Source organism: Streptosporangium sp. NPDC051022, assembly GCF_040683035.1.
Classification (GTDB): domain Bacteria; phylum Actinomycetota; class Actinomycetes; order Streptosporangiales; family Streptosporangiaceae; genus Streptosporangium.
In genome coordinates, this window is record NZ_JBFBCF010000018.1 from 66,639 (window position 1) to 82,719 (window position 16,081).

Consider the following 16,081-nt stretch of genomic DNA (forward strand, 5'->3'; position numbering starts at 1 on the left):
TCTCAACCGATCGGTCCAATTGGAGCTGACATGAAATTTCATGACAAGGTGGTTCTGGTGTCCGGGGGTGGGACGGGCATCGGCCGGGCCGTCGCCCTGGGGTTCGCCCGCGAGGGCGCCCGGGTCGTGGTGACCGGGCGCAACCGTGAGACGCTCGACCAGACCGTGAAGCTGGCCCAGGCCCAGGTCGGGGATCAGAGCGGGGACGGGGACGGGGACGGCCGGGTCGTCGCGCTGGTCGCGGACGTCTGCGACTCCGCCTCCGTGGCCGGACTGATCGGCGAGATCGTCGAACGGTACGGCAGGCTGGACATCGCGATCAACAACGCCGGGGTGCTGGCCACGGGCAAGGTCGCCGACCAGGCGGAGGAGGACTTCGCCCGCGTGATCGACACCAACCTGACCGGGGTCTTCCTGGCGATGAAGCACGAGATCCCGGCGATGGTCGCGGGCGGCGGCGGGGTCATCGTGAACTTCGGCTCCCAGCTGGGAACGCACAAACGGCTGCCCGGGTTCGGCGCGTACGCCGCCTCGAAGGCCGGGGTGACGGCACTGACGCGCACCGCCGCCCTGGAGTACATCGGTCAGGGCGTCCGGATCAACACGCTCAGCCCCGGGTCGCACGACACGCCGATGTCCATGCGTCCGGGCGAGACGGAGGCCGACCGGGCGGACCGGATGAGGAACCAGGTCCCGATCGGCCGCGTCGGCTCCCTCGACGAGATCACCGGAACGGTCCTGTGGCTGGCGTCCGAGGACGCGGGCTACGTGGTCGGCGCCGACATCGTGGCCGACGGCGGCTCCACCGCCTGATCCCGCCCTCCCGAAACCGGAAACCCCGGGACCGGAAACCCCGGGACCGGGAGTCCCGGAACCGGGAGCCGGTGGTCACTCATGCGACGGGTGTGCGTCCCGGTCGGTGAGGCCCGGGGACTCCTGGCCGAAGGTGATCACGATGTATCTGCCGTTGGCGTAGCTGACCACGGGCCGCTGGAGCATGTCCCCCACCCTGCGGGCGACCCCCTGGAACAGCTCCACCGTCTCCGGGGTGTCGGCGGACACCCGGAACCGTCCCTCGGTCAGGAGCATCTGGGCGACCATGGGAGCGAAGTTCGCCTCGCCCCGGATCTTCTCCTCCGCGCTGAGAGGGGTACGCCGGGGTGCGGGCTGTGTGTCGAGAGGGTGCCGTGTGTCGAGAGGGTGGGGCATCGCTGATCTCCTCGTGAGCGCCGATCTCCCAGGATGTCATCCGCGCCACCCCCTCCGGACCGCTACCGGGCGGTCGGTGGCCGTGCGGGAGTCGCCGTACCGGCGCCTGAACAGCCACCAGGACGTTGATCGTCGAGTCAGAGGCGGGTGTCGTAGGCCTTGCGGGCGCTGTGGACCTGGTCGATGTTTCCCTCGGCCCACCTTTTGATGGCCAGCATGACGGGCTGGAGGTCGTGGCCCAGCTCGGTGAGCGCGTAGTCGACGCGGACCGGCACCGAGGGGGTGACCGTACGGGAGACCAGGCCGTCGCGCTCCAGGCCGCGCAGTGTCTGGGTGAGCATCTTCTGGCTGACGCCCGCGATGATCCTGCCCAGATCGCTGTAGCGCAGCGGACCGTCCGACAGGGCGTTCAGGATCAGGCTGACCCACTTGTCGCTGAGCGTGTCGAGCAGTTCCCGCGCGGGACAGCACGCCAGATACGCGTCGTACGCGGCCCTCGCCTCGTCTCGCCGCTGAGCCGCCGTCTGGGTGGCCATGACGCCCCTTCCGGTACGGTACGCACTTTCAGGTGCCTACTTCCTGATAGAGAGTAACACTCCATAGGTTTGCGCCGCCGGGGACGAAAACCCTCAGATCAGGTTCTCGGCCGAAACCCATGGAGGCGAAGATGCGTGCAGTGGTGGTCCGTTCGTTCGGCGGTCCCGAGGCACTGGAGATCGAGGAGGTCCCCGTTCCCCCGACCGGCGCCGGGCAGGTGCGGATCCGCGTCGAGGCGGCGGGCGTCAACCCCGTCGACGTGGCGACCCGGACCGGGGGACTCGTCGAGTACGGGCTGACGGACCGGCGCGACGTCCACGGGATCGGCTGGGACGTGGCCGGGGTGATCGAGGAGGTCGGCGCGGGGGTCACCGGGTTCTCCCGGGGAGACCGGGTGATCGGCCTGGCCGACCGGCTCGACGTCTCCCTCGGCGCCTACGCCGAGCAGATCGTGCTGGACGCCGCCGCGGTCGCCCCCGCGCCCGAGGGCGCGACCGCGGCGCAGGCGGCCACGCTCCCGCTCAACGCCCTCACCGCCGACCAGGCGCTCGACCTGCTGGACCTGCCCGAGGGCGGGACCCTGCTGGTGACCGGCGCCGCCGGCGGGGTCGGCGGCTACGCGGTCGAGCTGGCCGTACAGCGCGGGCTGCGGGTCGTCGCCGTGGCGGGAGCCGCCGACGAGGAGCTCGTCCGCGGCTTCGGGGCCGAGTTCTTCGTGCCGCGCGAGGCCGAGCTGGGCGCGGCCGTACGGGAGTGGGTGCCCGGCGGCGTGGACGGCGCGATCGACGCCGCCGTGCTCGGCAGGGCGGCGCTCACCGCGGTGCGCAACGGCGGCGCCCTGGTGGCCGTACTGCCCGGCGTGGACCCCCTCCCGTTGCGCGGCACCCGCGTGGCCAACGTCTGGGTCCGCGCCGACGGCCACCGTCTCGCCGAACTCGCCAAGCTGGCCGGCGCGGGTCACCTGACCCTCAGGGTCGCCGACGCCCTCCCGCTCGACCAGGCCCCGGCCGCCCACGAACGCCTCGCCCAGGGCGGTCTCAGGGGCCGCCTCGTCCTGCTCCCCTGACATCCGCCGGACACGGCCCGCCGCCCGGCGTCCACCGGCGGCCGGTGCTCTCCCGGGGACGTCAGGGATAGATCCTTCTGTGTTCGGCCGGCATCGCGACGTACCGCTCTACACGGCGCCCCCGGCCCCAGAGGGCCGGTGTCCTCGGTCCCGGTCTCCCCGGGCAGGGGAGGATCCTCAGGCGGGGGACGATCCTCAGGCCGGGTGGACGAGCCGGCTCTCGTAGGCGAAGACCACGGCCTGCACCCGGTCACGCACCTCCAGCTTGGACAGGATCCGGCTCAGGTGCGTCTTCACAGTCGCCTCCGCGAGGTGCATCGCGGCGGCGATCTCGGCGTTGGACAGGCCGTGGGCGACCTCGACGAGCACCTCGCGCTCGCGGGCGCTGAGCCGCCGCAGCCGTTCGTCCTCCCCGGGACCGGCGTCGTTGGGGAGCCGGTGCGCGAAGTTCTCCAGCAGGCGGCGGGTGATCCGCGGGGAGACCACCGCGTCACCGGCGGCGACGACGCGGATCGCGGCGAACAGTTCCTCGGGCCGGGCGTTCTTGAGCAGGAAGCCGGACGCCCCGGCCCGCAGCCCGGCGAAGGCGTACTCGTCGAGGTCGAAGGTGGTCAGGATGAGCACCCGGGAGCGCGGGGACTCCCTGACGACCCGGCGGGTCGCCTCGATTCCGTCGGTGCCGGGCATGCGCACGTCCATCAGGACGACGTCGGGGCGCAGCCGCCGTGCCAGCCGTACGGCCTCGGCCCCGTCCCCGGCCTCGCCCACCACCTCCATGTCGGGCTGGACGTCCAGAACCGTCCGGAACGCCATGCGGAGCAGCGCCTCGTCGTCGGTGAGCAGTACGCGGATCGTCATGCGGCGCCCTCCTCCGCCGTACCGAGATCGAGTGGCGTGCCGAGATCGAGTGCCCTGTCAGGGGCGAGTGCCGTGCCGAGGTCGAGGCGGGCCGAGACCCGCCAGCCGCCGCCGGGCAGCGGACCGGCTCGCAGTTCCCCGCCGTAGGCCGCCACGCGCTCGCGCATGCCCGAGATGCCGTGCCCGGAGCGGGGGCCGAAGTGGCGCGGGCCGAAGGGGTGCGGGCCGGAGGGACAGGGGCCGGAGGGGCGCGCGGCGCGGCCGTCGTGAGCGGCGCCGACGGCGGCCGGCGCGGCGTGGCCGTCGTCGGTGACGTCCATCGTGACGGCCTCCCGGGACAGGCGGATCCGCACCTCGGCCCGGGTGCCGGACGGGGTGTGCTTGAGGGCGTTGGTCAAAGCCTCCTGCGCCAGGCGGTAGACGGTGAGCTGCGCGGCGGCGGGGACGGAGCCGGGGTCGCCCTCCACGTCCAGGCGGGTGGGCAGTCCGGCCGCGTCCATCTGGCCGGCGAGGGACTCCAGCTGGGCGATGCCGGGCATCGGGTGCAGCAGCGCGTCCGGTTCGTCGGCCCGCAGTACGCCGAGGGAGCGCCGCATGTCGGCGAGGGCCTGCCGCCCGGTGCCGGAGATCTGCAGCATGGCGTCGGCCGCCTTGTCGGGAGCGAGGTGCCGTACGTAGACCGCGCTGTCGGCGAGCGCGACCATGACGGACAGGTTGTGGGTGACGATGTCGTGCACGTCGCGGGCGATCCTGGCGCGCTCCTCGGCGATCGCGAGCTGTGCCCGCTGGTCGCGCTCACGCTCCAGATGCACGGCGCGCTCCTTCAGCGAGACGAGGTAGGCGCGTCTGGTGCGCATGTTCGTGCCGGTCGCGACGGCGACGGCGGCCATGGCGGTCAGCGCGACGGCCGACAGCGGGAAGGCTCCCTCGGGCGCCCATCGGGCGGAGGCCAGCAGGATGCCGCCCTCCAGGACGGCCCCGGCCAGCAGCGTGCGACGCCAGGTGGAGTGCGCGGCGACCGTGTAGACGGCGATCAGCAGCGACAGGTCGGCGGGAAGCTGGACGTCGGCGAGCCACTGGACGCCCGCCGCGGCGGCGATCGCGCAGAACGTCGCGAACGGCGCCCGGCGCCGCCAGATCAGGGGTAGCAGCAGCGCCGCCTGGAGGGCCATAATCTCGGGGCGGTCCTGCGGAATCCGCCCCGGGCCGAGTGTGAGAGCGAAGAGACCGGTCGCCAGCAGCGCGTCGAGCGTCATGGGCGACAGGAGCCGGGTGCCTCGCCGCAGCAGGTCCTCCAGCCCGCGCGGCGGAGTCACGAGACGTCTCGTCGTCGCGGCGCCGTCGCGGCCCCGGCCGGGGCTGTCGCCGCCTACCGGCACAAGACGGTCGGTCCGGTGCATGGCGTTCACACTAACGGACGTCCGGCGAGGGCAGAGGTGGTCCGACAGCGGATCCGCCCCCGGTCGTATCGCCACGTCATCCCACCGGATGATGATCACTTCCCGTCGGCCCACCGGCCTACCGGCAGACCATCTCCCAGACGCTGGCCCGGACGCGAAAGTCGTTGGAAGGCTCCTTGGGCACGCACCGACCACCCATGAGGAGAGGACCGCATGCGCCGCACCACGACACCCGACCCCCGTCCCCGTCTCCGCCTGTGGGCCGTGGCCGGGCCGAGAGTCGCCACCACCCCTGTCACCGCTCCCCGGCGGCGGGCCGTGGCCGGACCGGGAATCGCCACCACCCCTGTCACCGCTCCCCGCCGGCGGGCCGTGGCCGGGGCCGGGATCACCGCCACCCTCCTTGCCGCCGCCCTCGTCGCCTCCGGGACGCCGGCCCTCGCGGCCGCGCCCGTCGCGACGTCCGCCGAGCTCCCCACCGCGCCCCGGACGCCCCGCGCGCCTCTCGTACTGTCCCTTCCCGCTCCCACGGGAGAGCGGCCGATCGGCACGGTCACCCTGCACCTGGTGGACCGGACCCGCCCGGACCCCCTGCTGAGGTCGCGGCCCTACCGCGAGCTCATGGTGAGCCTGTGGTACCCGGCCAAGGAGGCGCCGGGTCTTCCCTTGGCGCCGCAGATGTCACGACGGGCCGCCGCCGACTGGGACAAGAACTCGGCGCCCCCGATGGGCATCAAATCGGGCGCGGTGGACTGGGCCGCCACCCGGACGCACGCCCGGGTCGGCGCGCCGGTGGACCGGCCGGCCGGGGGCCTGCCCGTCGTGGTGTTCGCCCCGGGAGACGGCGGCCCGCGCACGCTCGGCACCGTACTGGTCGAGGAGCTGGCCTCCCGCGGCTATCTCGTGGTCAGCGTCGACCACACCTACGAGGCCGACCAGGTCGAGTTCCCCGGCGGCCGGGTCGAGCGCGCCCTTCCGCTGCCGGAGAAGCTGACCGAGGACGTCATCGCCGCTCTGATCAGGAAGCACTCGCGGGCCCGCGTCGCGGACATGAGGTTCGTTCTCGACCGGCTCACGAGTCTCCGCCAAGGAAACAACCCCGACGCGGACTCCGTCCCGCTGCCGCCCGGACTGCTCGGATCCGTGGACCGGTCCCGCATCGGAATGCTCGGCCAGTCCCTGGGCGGTTCCGTGGCCGCGCAGCTCCTGCACGACGACCCCCGGGTCGCCGCCGGGGTCAACCTCGACGGCGGCTACGTCGGGCCGGTCGCCCGTACCGGGGTCGCCAAGCCGTTCCTGCAGATGGCGTCCGAACCGCACACCCGGGAGACCGAGCCCACCTGGAAGTCCTTCTGGGACAGGTCGACCGGCTGGAAGCGCGAACTGCGCCTCACCGGAGCCCGGCACGGCTCGTTCACCGACCTGCAGGCGTTGTTCCCCCAGCTCACCGGCACGCTGAAGAACCTGCCCGATGCCGAGCTCATCGGAACGATCGACCCCCGGCGTTCGGTGGCGGCCCAGCGCGCGTACGTCACCGCGTTCTTCGACCTGCACCTCAAGGGGCGGCCGACCCACCTGTTCGACCGCCCCGACAGACGCCATCCCGAGGTGAAAGCGATCCCCTGACCGATCCCGAGGTGAAAGCGCCCCCTGCCCGCGGAGATCCACCGGGCAGGGATCAGCGGGCGGGCGTCAGTGGGCGGCCATGTCGACGAAGCGGCTGTAGTGGCCCTGGAAGGCCACGGTGACCGTGGCGGTCGGGCCGTTACGGTGCTTGGCCACGATCAGGTCGGCCTCCCCCGCCCTGGGGGACTCGCGCTCATACGCGTCTTCTCGATGGAGAAGGATGACCATGTCCGCGTCCTGCTCGATAGATCCGGATTCGCGAAGGTCGCTGACCATGGGACGCTTGTCCGTCCGCTGCTCGGGACCACGGTTCAGCTGCGAGATCGCGATGACCGGGACCTCCAGCTCCTTGGCGAGAAGCTTGATCGACCGGGAGATCTCGGAGACCTCGTTCTGGCGGCTCTCGGTCTTCTTCGGCGAGGACATCAGCTGGAGATAGTCGATGATGACGAAGCGCAGGTCGTTGCGCTGCTTGAGGCGGCGGCACTTGGCCCGGATCTCCATCATCGACATGTTGGGCGAGTCGTCGATGAACAGCGGCGCCTCGGCGACCTCGCCCATCCGCCGGGCCAGCTTGGCCCAGTCGTCGTCGGTCATCGTGCCCGACCGCATGTTGTGCAGCGCCACCCGGGCCTCCGCCGACAGCAATCGCATCGTGATCTCGTTGCGCGACATTTCCAGCGAGAACACGACGGTGGTCATACCATGCTTGATCGCAGCAGACCGGGCGAAATCCAGCCCAAGTGTCGACTTGCCGATCGCGGGGCGGGCGGCCACGACGATCATCTGGCCGGGGTGGAGGCCGTTGGTGAGGGTGTCGAGGTCCTGGAAGCCGGTGGGGACGCCGACCATCTGGCCGCTCCGGCCGCCGATGGCCTCCAGCTCGTCGAGGGCGCCCGGCATGATGTCGGCCAGCGGGACGTAGTCCTCGGAGGTGCGGCGCTCGGTGACCTTGTAGATCTCGGCCTGGGCGCGGTCGACGATCTCGTCGACCTCCTCGTCCTGTCCGCCGTAGCCGTAGGAGACGATGCGGGTCCCGGCCTCGATGAGGCGTCTGAGGATGGCCTGCTCGCGGACGATCCTCGCGTAGTAGCCCGCGTTGGCCGCGGTGGGCACGACGGCGGTCAGCGTGTGGAGGTAGGCGCCGCCGCCGACCCGGGCGACCTCGCCGCGTTTCTGCAGCTCGTCGAAGACGGTGACGGCGTCGGCGGGGTCGCCCCTGCCGTACAGGTCGGTGATGATGTCGTAGACGATCTGGTGGGCGGGACGGTAGAAGTCGTCGGAACGGAGGATCTCGACGACGTCGGCGATGGCGTCCTTGGACAGGAGCATGCCGCCGAGGACGGACTGCTCCGCCTCGATGTTGTTCGGCGGGGTGCGCTCGAATCCCGGCTCGAAGACCGGCGGCTCCGCAATGCTCACCGCGCCCCCCTTTCTCGAACATGATTTCGACATCATCAGTTATAACCGGCAGGTCTGACAGTCTCGCCGCTCCCCGGACCACGTGGCAACGCGACCTGTCGACAGAGGTGTGGATAAGGTGTGCAGTTTTCCCCGCAGGATGTGGGCACCCTGTGGACACTTCTGTGGATAACCGGCGTCCACAATCCACACCGCCATGCTGAGCTGGGAAAACGTCATCCACCGCCTGTGGAGGAAAGAAAGTTGAGATGACACGCCGAGACTCTGCTCACATCGTGTGACTCGTCCGCTTGATCCCCTTGACGGCACATGTGTACGTAAGAGACAAAATAAAGCTGTGCCACTTACCTCCCGTGCAGGTCGCGACCAGGACAGACAGATCCTCCGCCTGGCGGTTCCGGCCTTCGGCGCCCTGGTGGCCGAGCCCCTGTTCCTGCTGACGGACACCGTCATCATCGGCCACCTGCCCGCGCCCGCGCTGGGCGCGGTGGGAGTGGCCGCCACGGTGCTGAGCGTGCTGGTGGCGCTGTGCGTGTTCCTCGCCTACGGCACGACGGCGGCGGTCGCGCGGCAGATCGGCGCGGGGAACACCCGGCAGGCCATGCGTCAGGGGGTCGACGGCCTGTGGCTGGGCCTGGGAGTCGGGGTGGCGATCATCGCGGTGGTGTGGCCGCTCACCTCGCCGCTCGTCCACCTGATCGGCGCCGACGGCGAGCTCGCCCGGCAGGCGGAGACCTACCTGAGGATCAGCCTCCTGGGCGTTCCCGCCATGCTGCTGGTGCTGGCCGGGACCGGCGTGCTGCGCGGCATGCAGGACACCACGACCCCGCTGCTGGTCTCGGTGGGCTCCTTCGCGCTCAACGCGCTCCTCAACCTCCTGTTCGTCCTGGGGCTGGGCTGGGGCGTCGCGGGATCGGCCTGGGGCACGGTGCTGGCCCAGTCGCTGGCCGCCGTGGTCTACCTGGCGCTGATCTTCGGGCGCTACGGGGCACCGATCCGGCCGGACCTGGTGGGCATCAGGGCCGCGGGATCCGCCGGGATCGCCCTGGTCATCCGTACGGCGTGCCTGCAGGCCGTACTGGCCGTCACGGCCGCCATGGCGACCCGCATGGGAGAGGAGCAGATCGAGGCCCACACGATCGCCATCAGGATCTGGACGCTGCTGGCCTTCGCCCTGGACGCGATCGCCATCGCCGGGCAGGCCGTCACGGGCCACACCCTGGGCGCGGGCGACGTGGCCGAGACCCGCCGCGCGACCCGGAGGATGGTGCAGTGGGGGGTCGGCTCCGGCGTGCTGCTGGGCCTCCTGGTGATGGTGGCCAGGCCGTTCGTGCCGGGCGTGTTCGACGCGGGCCCCGCGGTCACCGGTCAGCTGCTCGACCTGCTGTGGGTGATGGCGATCCTGCAGCCGATCGCGGGCGTGGTGTTCGTCCTGGACGGGGTGCTCATCGGTGCCGGCGACCAGCGCTACCTCGCCTGGGCGGGAGTGTGGACGACCCTGGCGTACCTGCCCGCCGCACTGGCGGTCGCACTCCTCGGCGGCGGTCTGACGGCGCTGTGGCTGGCACTGGGAGTGTGGATGACGGCCCGGCTTGTCACTCTGGGACAACGTGCGTACGGCAGCGCATGGCTGGTGATCGGTGCGTGACCTGGAAATGTCCAGCGCGTAATAAATAGCCTCTTGTACCGCGTAATCCCCCTGCGGCACTGTGAACACGCCCGGCAATACGGTTGTCCCGCCCACCACGATTGGGTCGCGTCGTGCCCGAAGGTCACCCTCCGTCGATCGTCCGCCGTCTGCCACCGAGCGAAGCGAGAAACCAGTGGGCCGGTGGCGCGCGCCACAGCCTGCCCAAGGCCTACCGTTCCATAGACCTCGTCGTCATGGGCGTCGGCGTCATGATCGGCGCGGGCATCTTCAGCCTCGCCGGACGCCAGGCCGCCACCATGGCGGGCCCCGGGGTGATCCTCTCCTTCATGATCGCCGGCATCACGAGCCTGCTCGTCGCCTTCTGCTTCGCCGAGCTGTCCTCCGCCCTGCCGGCCGCGGGCAGCGCCTACACCTTCGCCTACGTCATCTTCGGCGAGGTGTGGGCCTGGATCGTCGGCTGGGCGCTGGCGCTGGAACTGCTGCTCGCCACCGCGGTGGTGTCGCGCGTCTGGTCGCTGTACGCCTCGCAACTGCTCACCGACCTCGGCGTGCGCCTTCCCGCGCCACTGGCCGCGGTCACCGGTCAGGCCGAGGGACTCGACCTGTTCACGCTGCTCATCCTGGTGCTGCTGACGGCCCTGGTGGCGCTGGGCGCGCGGATGGGCCTGCGGGCCCTGCGGATCATCGTGATCGCCAAGCTGCTGGCCATCGGCGCGGTCATCGCGGTGGGCGTCACGCACTTCGACCAGCGCAACCTCGCGGCCATTCCCGCCCCCTCCGCCCAGACCATGGCCGCCACCGACGTCCTGCACTCCTCGCTGCTGGGCCTCGTCTCCGGCCAGACGGGTGCCTTCGGCTGGTTCGGCATCTTCGCCGCCTCCGCGGTCATCACCTTCGCCTACATCGGCTTCGACGTGGTGGCCACGGCGGCGGAGGAGGCCGAGAACGCCCCCGTGTCCGTCCCCAAGGGGATCATCCGCAGCCTGATCGTCACCACGGTCATCTACATAGCGGTCGCGCTGGTGATGGTCGGCATGACGTCCTACCAGATGATCGACGGCAAGGCCCCGCTCGCCGCCGCCTTCCGGGACGCGGGCGACGGCTTCATGGTGCACATCATCAACCTGGGCGCGGTCCTCGGTCTCACGACGGTCGTCCTGGTGCTGCTCGTCGGCCTGACCCGCGTCATGTTCTCCATGGCCAGGGACGGCCTGGTCCCCCGCCGGTTGGCCAAGCTCAACAAGAGCTACCACAGCCCGGCCAGGGTCACCCTGCTCATCGGCGGGCTGGCGATCCTGCTCGCCGAGTTCGTGCCGGTGCTCACGCTCGAACCGCTGGTGGTGATCGGCACCCTGTTCGTGTTCATCTCCGTGGCCGCCGGGGTCATCAGGATGCGGCGGACCATGCCCGACCTGCCCCGGGGTTTCCGCGTCCCGCTCTCTCCCGCCGTGCCGATCGCCTCGATCGCCGCGTGCCTGTGGCTCCTGGTGAACCTCCAGATCGACACCTGGCTGTACTTCGCGGCCTGGATGGCCCTGGGCGTCCTGGTCTACCTGCTGTACGGCAGGCGCAACAGCGCGCTCGCCGGGATCCGGCGACCGGAGGACGCCTCGAACGGCGACGCCCGCGGACGGCACCGACGCTGAGCGGCCCCACCGGGACGAACCCACCGGAACGGACCTGGCCGGAACGGACCCGCCGGGGGACTCACTGAGGGACTCGCCTGGGACTCGCCTGGGACTCGCCTGGGACTCGCCTGGGCGGACCTACCGGGGACGGATCCGCGCGGGCCGTACGGAGACCGGCAGCGGCCGGGCCCCAGAGGGAGGAAGGCGGTCCGGATCAGCCCCGGCGGGCGTCGAGCACGCTCCGCAGGAACTCCCGGGTCCGGGGCTCCCGGGGGTCGGTGAAGATCTGCTCGGCGGTGCCGCGTTCGAGGAGCACCCCGTCGTCGAGGAAGCAGACGGTGTCGGCGATCTCCCGGCAGAAGCCCATCTCGTGGGTGGTCAGGATCATGGTCATCCCTCCCGCCCTGAGCTCCCGGATGATTTCGAGCACCTCGGCGACCAGCGCCGGGTCCAGCGCCGAGGTCACCTCGTCCAGCAGCATCAGGCGGGGGCCGGTGGCCAGCGCCCGGATGATGGCGACGCGCTGCTGCTGACCGCCGGAGAGCCGATCGGGATAGGCGCCCGCCTTGTCCGCCAGACCGAACCTGGCCAGCAGTTCGCGGGCCTCGTGCTCGGCCCGCTCCCTGCCGACCTTGTGCACCTTGCGCGGGGCCAGCGTGATGTTGTCCAGCACGGTCATGTGCGGGAAGAGGTTGAAGGCCTGGAACACGACGCCCATGCGCTTGCGCACGTCGTCGGCGTCGACACCGACGTCGGTGATGTCCCTGTCGTCGAGACGGATCACGCCGTCGTCCACGGTCTCCAGCAGGTTCACGCAGCGCAGCAACGTGGACTTGCCCGAGCCCGAGGCGCCGATCAGGCAGACCACCTCGTGCGCCTCGACGGACAGGTCGATGCCGCGCAGCACGCTGTGACCGTGGTAGTTCTTCCAGACGCCCTCGATGGTCAGCAGGCTCATGCTCTCTCCTCGGCCGCGGGCCCGCCGTACGGTGGACGGCGCCCGCTGTGTCCCCCGCGTCCCCTGTGTCCCCCGGGTTCCCGGGGTTCCCGGGGTTCCCGGGGTTCCCGGAAGCCGCGCCCGCCCGAACCGCCCCTCACCGGCCCCGCCGCCGCTGGGAGCGCGCCGCCAGATAGTCGGTGAAACGGGCCATGGGGATGGTGAGCAGGATGAACAGCAGCGCGCTCACCAGATAGGGGGTGTAGTTGAAGGTGCTGGCGGCGTGGATCTGGGCCTGGCGCAGTGCCTCCAGCGGGCCGATCGTGGCGACCAGCGCGGTGTCCTTCTGCAGGGAGACGAAGTCGTTGAGCAGCGGCGGCACCACCACGCGCACGGCCTGCGGCACCACCACGTATCTCATGGTCTTGCCGTGGCTCAGCCCGAGGGAGCGGGCGGCGGCCAGCTGGCTCGGGTGGACGGAGTCGATCCCGGCCCGGAAGACCTCCGCGACGTAGGCGCCGTAGGACAGGGTGAGCGCGATGACGCCCAGCGTCGTCAGGTCCGTCGGCACGCCCTGCAGTCCCAGCGCCGGCAGGCCGAACCCGACGAGGTAGATGACCAGGATGGTCGGCACGCCGCGGAAGACGTCGGTGTAGGCGACCGCCAGGGCGCGCAGCGGGAAGAACACCGGAGCCTTGAGGTTGCGCACCAGCGCGACCAGCAGGCCCACGACGAGGACCAGTGGCTCGGCGATCAGGAAGATCTTGACGTTGAGCAGGAACCCGTCCAGCACGTCGGGCAGCGCCTTGACGAACTGCTCGGGGTCGAAGAACGTCTCCTGCACCCGGGACCAGCCGGGCGAGGCGGTGAGGGCGACCGTGAGCAGGACGACCACCAGGACCGTCGAGACGGTCGCGATCGAGCCCGACCGGACCGCCCGCCGCCTGCGCCGGCGCTCACGCTCCAGCTGCCGCGGGCTCTTGACCCAGGTGACCACTATTTCGGCTCCGTGATCCGGATGATCACTACTTCAGCTCCGGCGCACCGGCGGCCGAGCCGAGCCACTCCGTTTCGATCTTGGCGAGTTCGCCGGAGGAGGTCAGCCTGTCGATCGCCTCGTTCACGCAGCCCACCAGCGGGCTGCCCTTCTCGAAGACGGCGCCGAAGACCTCGGGCGTGCCGGAGGCGGTGCCGAACTGACCGACCAGCTTGGAGTTCTCCACCTGGGCCGCGGTCACGTAGAACGCGGTGGGCAGGTCCACGACCACGGCGTCGACCTGCTTGTTCTTCAGCGCGTTCACCACGTCGATCTGCTCGTTGTAGACGTTCGGATCGGCGGTGGGCTGGATGACGTCCTTGACCGCCTGCAGGGAGGTGGTGCCGACCTGCACGCCGATCTTCGCGTCCTTCAGGCCCGCCAGGTCGGTCGCGGACGCGATCTTGGAGCCGTTCAGCGCGACCACGGCCTGCTTGACCGTGTAGTAGCCCTTGCTGAAGTCGACGACCTTGGCCCGGTCGGGGGTGACGGAGACCTGGTTGACGTCGAAGTCGAACTGCTTGGGGCCGGGGGCGAACGCGGAGTCGAACTTCACCGTGCTCCAGGCGATCTCACCGCTCTGGAAGCCGAGCTCCCTGGCGATCGCGTGAACGACGGCGCTCTCGAACCCCTTGCCGTTGGCGGGGTCGTCGTCCTTGAACCACGGCTCGTAGGCGGGCTTGTCCGTGCCGACGGTCAGCTTGCCCGCCGTCTTCAGCGTGAGCCCGTCCTTGGTGCAGGGGGCCGGGCCGGAGGGGTCCGCCGACGCCGGGGAGGCGCCCGCCTGGGTCGTCGTGTCCGACACCGGCGCACAGGCCGCCACGGCCACCGTGAGGGCGCCGAGCGCGAGCAGCATCGAAGGACGAACCATGACAAACCTCCAGGGGGAAGCAACGACCCCCGAATTGTACGTATTGGCGGTGACCGCGAGTAACCCGGTTCCAGCAGGTGAACGCCACGGCGCACGGGCGGCACGTTCCGGGCGGAAACCTCCTCTCCGGCGGGGAAGGGCGTGGCCCCTTCCAGCGGAGAGAGAACGTCACACGAGCGGTGCCCTCCCGGACGGAGGCGGGGCGACACGAACACGGGCGAAAGCGGGCGTCACACGAGCAGCGGCCTTCCCAGCGGAGAGGAAGCGTCACACGAGCGGGCCCTCTCCCGGGCAGAAGCGGGGCGTCACACGAACAGGCCCTCTCGCGGACGGAGGTGGGCGTCACACGAGCAGGGGCCCCTTCCCGGGTGGGAAGGGGCCCCTGTCCGAAGCCGGTCTCAGGCGGTCGCTCAGGCCGCGACGACCTCGATGTCGAGGGCGGCGGAGACCTCCGGGTGCAGCTTGACGCTGACCCGGTGCGCGCCGAGGCTCTTGATCGCGGAGGAGATCTCGATGCGACGGCGGTCGAGCTGCGGGCCACCGGCGGCCTTGACGGCCTCGGCGACGTCGCCCGTGGTGATGGAGCCGAAGAGACGGCCGGACTCGCCCGCCTTCGTCTTCAGGATCACCTTGAGGGACTTGAGCTGGCCGGCGATCTCCTTGGCGGTGCCGAGGTCGCGGATCTCGCGAGCGTCGCGGGCCTTCTTGATCGAGACGATCTGCTTCTCGCCACCGCGCGTCCACAGGATCGCGAAGCCGCGGGGAAGCAGGTAGTTACGGCCGTAGCCGTCCTTGACCTCGACGATGTCGCCGGGGGCGCCGAGGCCGGTGACCTCACTGGTGAGAATGAGCTTCATCTGTCCGGACCTCCTTAGCGCGCGGTGCTCATGTACGGCAGGAGCGCCATCTCACGAGCGTTCTTGATAGCGGTCGCCACGTCACGCTGGTGCTGGGTGCAGTTGCCCGTCACCCGGCGGGCACGGATCTTGCCGCGGTCGGAGATGAACTTCCGAAGCAGCGCCGTGTCCTTGTAGTCGACGTAGGAGATCTTGTCATGGCAGAACAGGCAAACCTTCTTCTTGGGCTTGCGCAGTGCCGGCTTGGCCATCGTGGTGCTCCTTTCAGAGCCCCGCCGTGAGGCGGGAATGGTCGCTGCGGGTATGGACTGTTTTTCTCAGGTGCGGTCCGCGGCCGTCCCTGGGGACCGCCGCCCGGCACCTAGAAGGGCGGTTCGTCGCTGAAGTCGCCGCCACCGAAGTTGTTGCCGCCGCCGTAGCCGCCACCCTGCGGCTGACCGCCGCCGAAGTTGCCGCCCGACTGCTGGCCACCGTAGTTGCCGCCGCCGCCGCCGTAATTGCCGCCACCCTGCGGTGCGGCCGGAGCGGAGGACGCCCACGGGTCGTTGGCGGGACCACCGCCGCCGAAGCCACCGCCACCGCCCTGACGGGCGGTCTTGTTGACCTTGGCGGTCGCGTTCTTCAAGGAGGGGCCGACCTCGTCGACCTCGACCTCGTAGACCGTGCGCTTCTCGCCTTCCTTGGTCTCGTAGGACCGCTGGCGCAGCCGTCCCTGAACGATGACCCGCATGCCGCGCTGCAGGCTCTCGGCGACGTTCTCCGCCGCCTGCCGCCACACGTTGCAGGTCAGGAACAGGCCTTCGCCGTCCTTCCACTCGTTGGTCTGCTTGTCCAGGAACCTCGGAGTGGACGCGATGCGGAACCGGGCCACGGCTTGCCCCGTCGGGGTGAAGCGCAGCTCGGGATCGTCGACAAGGTTGCCGACGATGGTGATCGTGGTGTCGCCTGCTGCCATGGCTAGCGCTGCCCTTCCTGCGGCCTTT

Annotated in this window: 16 protein-coding genes; 5 read left to right on the forward strand and 11 right to left on the reverse strand. The window is 70.6% G+C overall.

The window, feature by feature from the left end; all coding sequences use genetic code 11:
• The first annotated feature begins 30 nt into the window (after nt 1–30).
• A complete protein-coding gene (locus AB0N02_RS26870) occupies nt 31–813 on the forward strand; it encodes an SDR family oxidoreductase (protein WP_363951848.1) in 783 nt (260 codons plus the stop codon).
• A gap of 75 nt (nt 814–888) precedes the next feature.
• Here the strand turns inward: AB0N02_RS26870 and AB0N02_RS26875 are convergent, their stop codons facing one another.
• Both AB0N02_RS26875 and AB0N02_RS26880 read right to left on the reverse strand, forming a co-directional pair.
• On the reverse strand, nt 889–1,209 hold the full coding sequence (locus AB0N02_RS26875; RefSeq protein ID WP_363951851.1) for a hypothetical protein: 321 nt from the start codon (nt 1,207–1,209) through the stop codon (nt 889–891).
• A 137-nt stretch (nt 1,210–1,346) separates the two neighbouring features.
• Nucleotides 1,347–1,745, reverse strand: a complete 399-nt coding sequence (locus AB0N02_RS26880) for a helix-turn-helix domain-containing protein (protein WP_363951854.1) — start codon at nt 1,743–1,745, stop codon at nt 1,347–1,349.
• A gap of 131 nt (nt 1,746–1,876) precedes the next feature.
• Between AB0N02_RS26880 and AB0N02_RS26885 the strand changes: the two genes are divergently transcribed.
• A complete protein-coding gene (locus AB0N02_RS26885) occupies nt 1,877–2,812 on the forward strand; it encodes an NADP-dependent oxidoreductase (protein WP_363951856.1) in 936 nt (311 codons plus the stop codon).
• 195 nt (nt 2,813–3,007) lie between these two features.
• On the opposite strand, the gene AB0N02_RS26890 is transcribed toward AB0N02_RS26885, so the two are convergent.
• Both AB0N02_RS26890 and AB0N02_RS26895 read right to left on the reverse strand, forming a co-directional pair.
• Nucleotides 3,008–3,670 (reverse strand): response regulator transcription factor, encoded by a 663-nt coding sequence (locus AB0N02_RS26890; protein ID WP_363951859.1) that lies wholly within the window; start codon nt 3,668–3,670, stop codon nt 3,008–3,010.
• A complete protein-coding gene (locus tag AB0N02_RS26895) occupies nt 3,667–5,070 on the reverse strand; it encodes a histidine kinase (RefSeq protein WP_363951861.1) in 1,404 nt (467 codons plus the stop codon). The genes AB0N02_RS26890 and AB0N02_RS26895 overlap by 4 nt, the downstream gene beginning before the upstream one ends.
• A 213-nt stretch (nt 5,071–5,283) precedes the next feature.
• On the opposite strand from AB0N02_RS26895, the gene AB0N02_RS26900 reads away from it, so the two are divergent.
• On the forward strand, nt 5,284–6,696 hold the full coding sequence (locus tag AB0N02_RS26900) for a lipase (protein ID WP_363951864.1): 1,413 nt from the start codon (nt 5,284–5,286) through the stop codon (nt 6,694–6,696).
• Nucleotides 6,697–6,762: 66 nt separating this feature from the next.
• Here the strand turns inward: AB0N02_RS26900 and dnaB are convergent, their stop codons facing one another.
• The gene (gene dnaB / locus AB0N02_RS26905; protein WP_363951867.1) at nt 6,763–8,118 is read right to left on the reverse strand and encodes a replicative DNA helicase; all 1,356 of its coding nucleotides are present in this window, start codon (nt 8,116–8,118) and stop codon (nt 6,763–6,765) included.
• A 337-nt stretch (nt 8,119–8,455) separates the two neighbouring features.
• Here dnaB and AB0N02_RS26910 point away from each other — a divergent pair, with 337 nt between their 5' ends.
• Together AB0N02_RS26910 and AB0N02_RS26915 are read left to right on the forward strand one after the other, a co-directional pair.
• On the forward strand, nt 8,456–9,766 hold the full coding sequence (locus AB0N02_RS26910) for an MATE family efflux transporter (protein WP_363951870.1): 1,311 nt from the start codon (nt 8,456–8,458) through the stop codon (nt 9,764–9,766).
• Nucleotides 9,767–9,879: 113 nt separating this feature from the next.
• Complete coding sequence (locus AB0N02_RS26915) at nt 9,880–11,415, forward strand: amino acid permease (protein WP_363951873.1); 1,536 nt, start codon at nt 9,880–9,882, stop codon at nt 11,413–11,415.
• 196 nt (nt 11,416–11,611) lie between these two features.
• On the opposite strand, the gene AB0N02_RS26920 is transcribed toward AB0N02_RS26915, so the two are convergent.
• The 6 genes from AB0N02_RS26920 to AB0N02_RS26945 all read right to left on the reverse strand — a co-directional run bounded on the left by AB0N02_RS26920 (nt 11,612) and on the right by AB0N02_RS26945 (nt 16,053).
• Nucleotides 11,612–12,355: an amino acid ABC transporter ATP-binding protein gene (locus AB0N02_RS26920; RefSeq protein WP_363951875.1), complete on the reverse strand. Its 744-nt coding sequence runs from the start codon at nt 12,353–12,355 to the stop codon at nt 11,612–11,614.
• Between the two features lie 136 nt (nt 12,356–12,491).
• Nucleotides 12,492–13,331, reverse strand: a complete 840-nt coding sequence (locus AB0N02_RS26925) for an amino acid ABC transporter permease (RefSeq protein ID WP_363951877.1) — start codon at nt 13,329–13,331, stop codon at nt 12,492–12,494.
• A gap of 28 nt (nt 13,332–13,359) precedes the next feature.
• Complete coding sequence (locus AB0N02_RS26930) at nt 13,360–14,241, reverse strand: ABC transporter substrate-binding protein (protein ID WP_363951879.1); 882 nt, start codon at nt 14,239–14,241, stop codon at nt 13,360–13,362.
• A 410-nt stretch (nt 14,242–14,651) separates the two neighbouring features.
• Nucleotides 14,652–15,098: a 50S ribosomal protein L9 gene (gene rplI, locus AB0N02_RS26935; RefSeq protein WP_363951882.1), complete on the reverse strand. Its 447-nt coding sequence runs from the start codon at nt 15,096–15,098 to the stop codon at nt 14,652–14,654.
• A gap of 14 nt (nt 15,099–15,112) precedes the next feature.
• On the reverse strand, nt 15,113–15,349 hold the full coding sequence (gene rpsR, locus AB0N02_RS26940; RefSeq protein WP_012895699.1) for a 30S ribosomal protein S18: 237 nt from the start codon (nt 15,347–15,349) through the stop codon (nt 15,113–15,115).
• 110 nt (nt 15,350–15,459) lie between these two features.
• A complete protein-coding gene (locus tag AB0N02_RS26945) occupies nt 15,460–16,053 on the reverse strand; it encodes a single-stranded DNA-binding protein (RefSeq protein ID WP_363951886.1) in 594 nt (197 codons plus the stop codon).
• Nucleotides 16,054–16,081: the final 28 nt, after the last annotated feature.

Excerpts from the sequence above, each read along its gene's own strand:
- AB0N02_RS26870 (WP_363951848.1), top strand. The coding sequence starts at position 31 with ATGAAATTTCATGACAAGGTGGTTCTGGTGTCCGGGGGTGGGACGGGC.
- AB0N02_RS26875 (WP_363951851.1), bottom strand. The coding sequence starts at position 1,209 with ATGCCCCACCCTCTCGACACACGGCACCCTCTCGACACACAGCCCGCA.
- AB0N02_RS26880 (WP_363951854.1), bottom strand. The coding sequence starts at position 1,745 with ATGGCCACCCAGACGGCGGCTCAGCGGCGAGACGAGGCGAGGGCCGCG.
- AB0N02_RS26885 (WP_363951856.1), top strand. The coding sequence starts at position 1,877 with ATGCGTGCAGTGGTGGTCCGTTCGTTCGGCGGTCCCGAGGCACTGGAG.
- AB0N02_RS26890 (WP_363951859.1), bottom strand. The coding sequence starts at position 3,670 with ATGACGATCCGCGTACTGCTCACCGACGACGAGGCGCTGCTCCGCATG.
- AB0N02_RS26895 (WP_363951861.1), bottom strand. The coding sequence starts at position 5,070 with ATGCACCGGACCGACCGTCTTGTGCCGGTAGGCGGCGACAGCCCCGGC.
- AB0N02_RS26900 (WP_363951864.1), top strand. The coding sequence starts at position 5,284 with ATGCGCCGCACCACGACACCCGACCCCCGTCCCCGTCTCCGCCTGTGG.
- AB0N02_RS26920 (WP_363951875.1), bottom strand. The coding sequence starts at position 12,355 with ATGAGCCTGCTGACCATCGAGGGCGTCTGGAAGAACTACCACGGTCAC.
- AB0N02_RS26930 (WP_363951879.1), bottom strand. The coding sequence starts at position 14,241 with ATGGTTCGTCCTTCGATGCTGCTCGCGCTCGGCGCCCTCACGGTGGCC.
- rplI (WP_363951882.1), bottom strand. The coding sequence starts at position 15,098 with ATGAAGCTCATTCTCACCAGTGAGGTCACCGGCCTCGGCGCCCCCGGC.
- rpsR (WP_012895699.1), bottom strand. The coding sequence starts at position 15,349 with ATGGCCAAGCCGGCACTGCGCAAGCCCAAGAAGAAGGTTTGCCTGTTC.
- AB0N02_RS26945 (WP_363951886.1), bottom strand. The coding sequence starts at position 16,053 with ATGGCAGCAGGCGACACCACGATCACCATCGTCGGCAACCTTGTCGAC.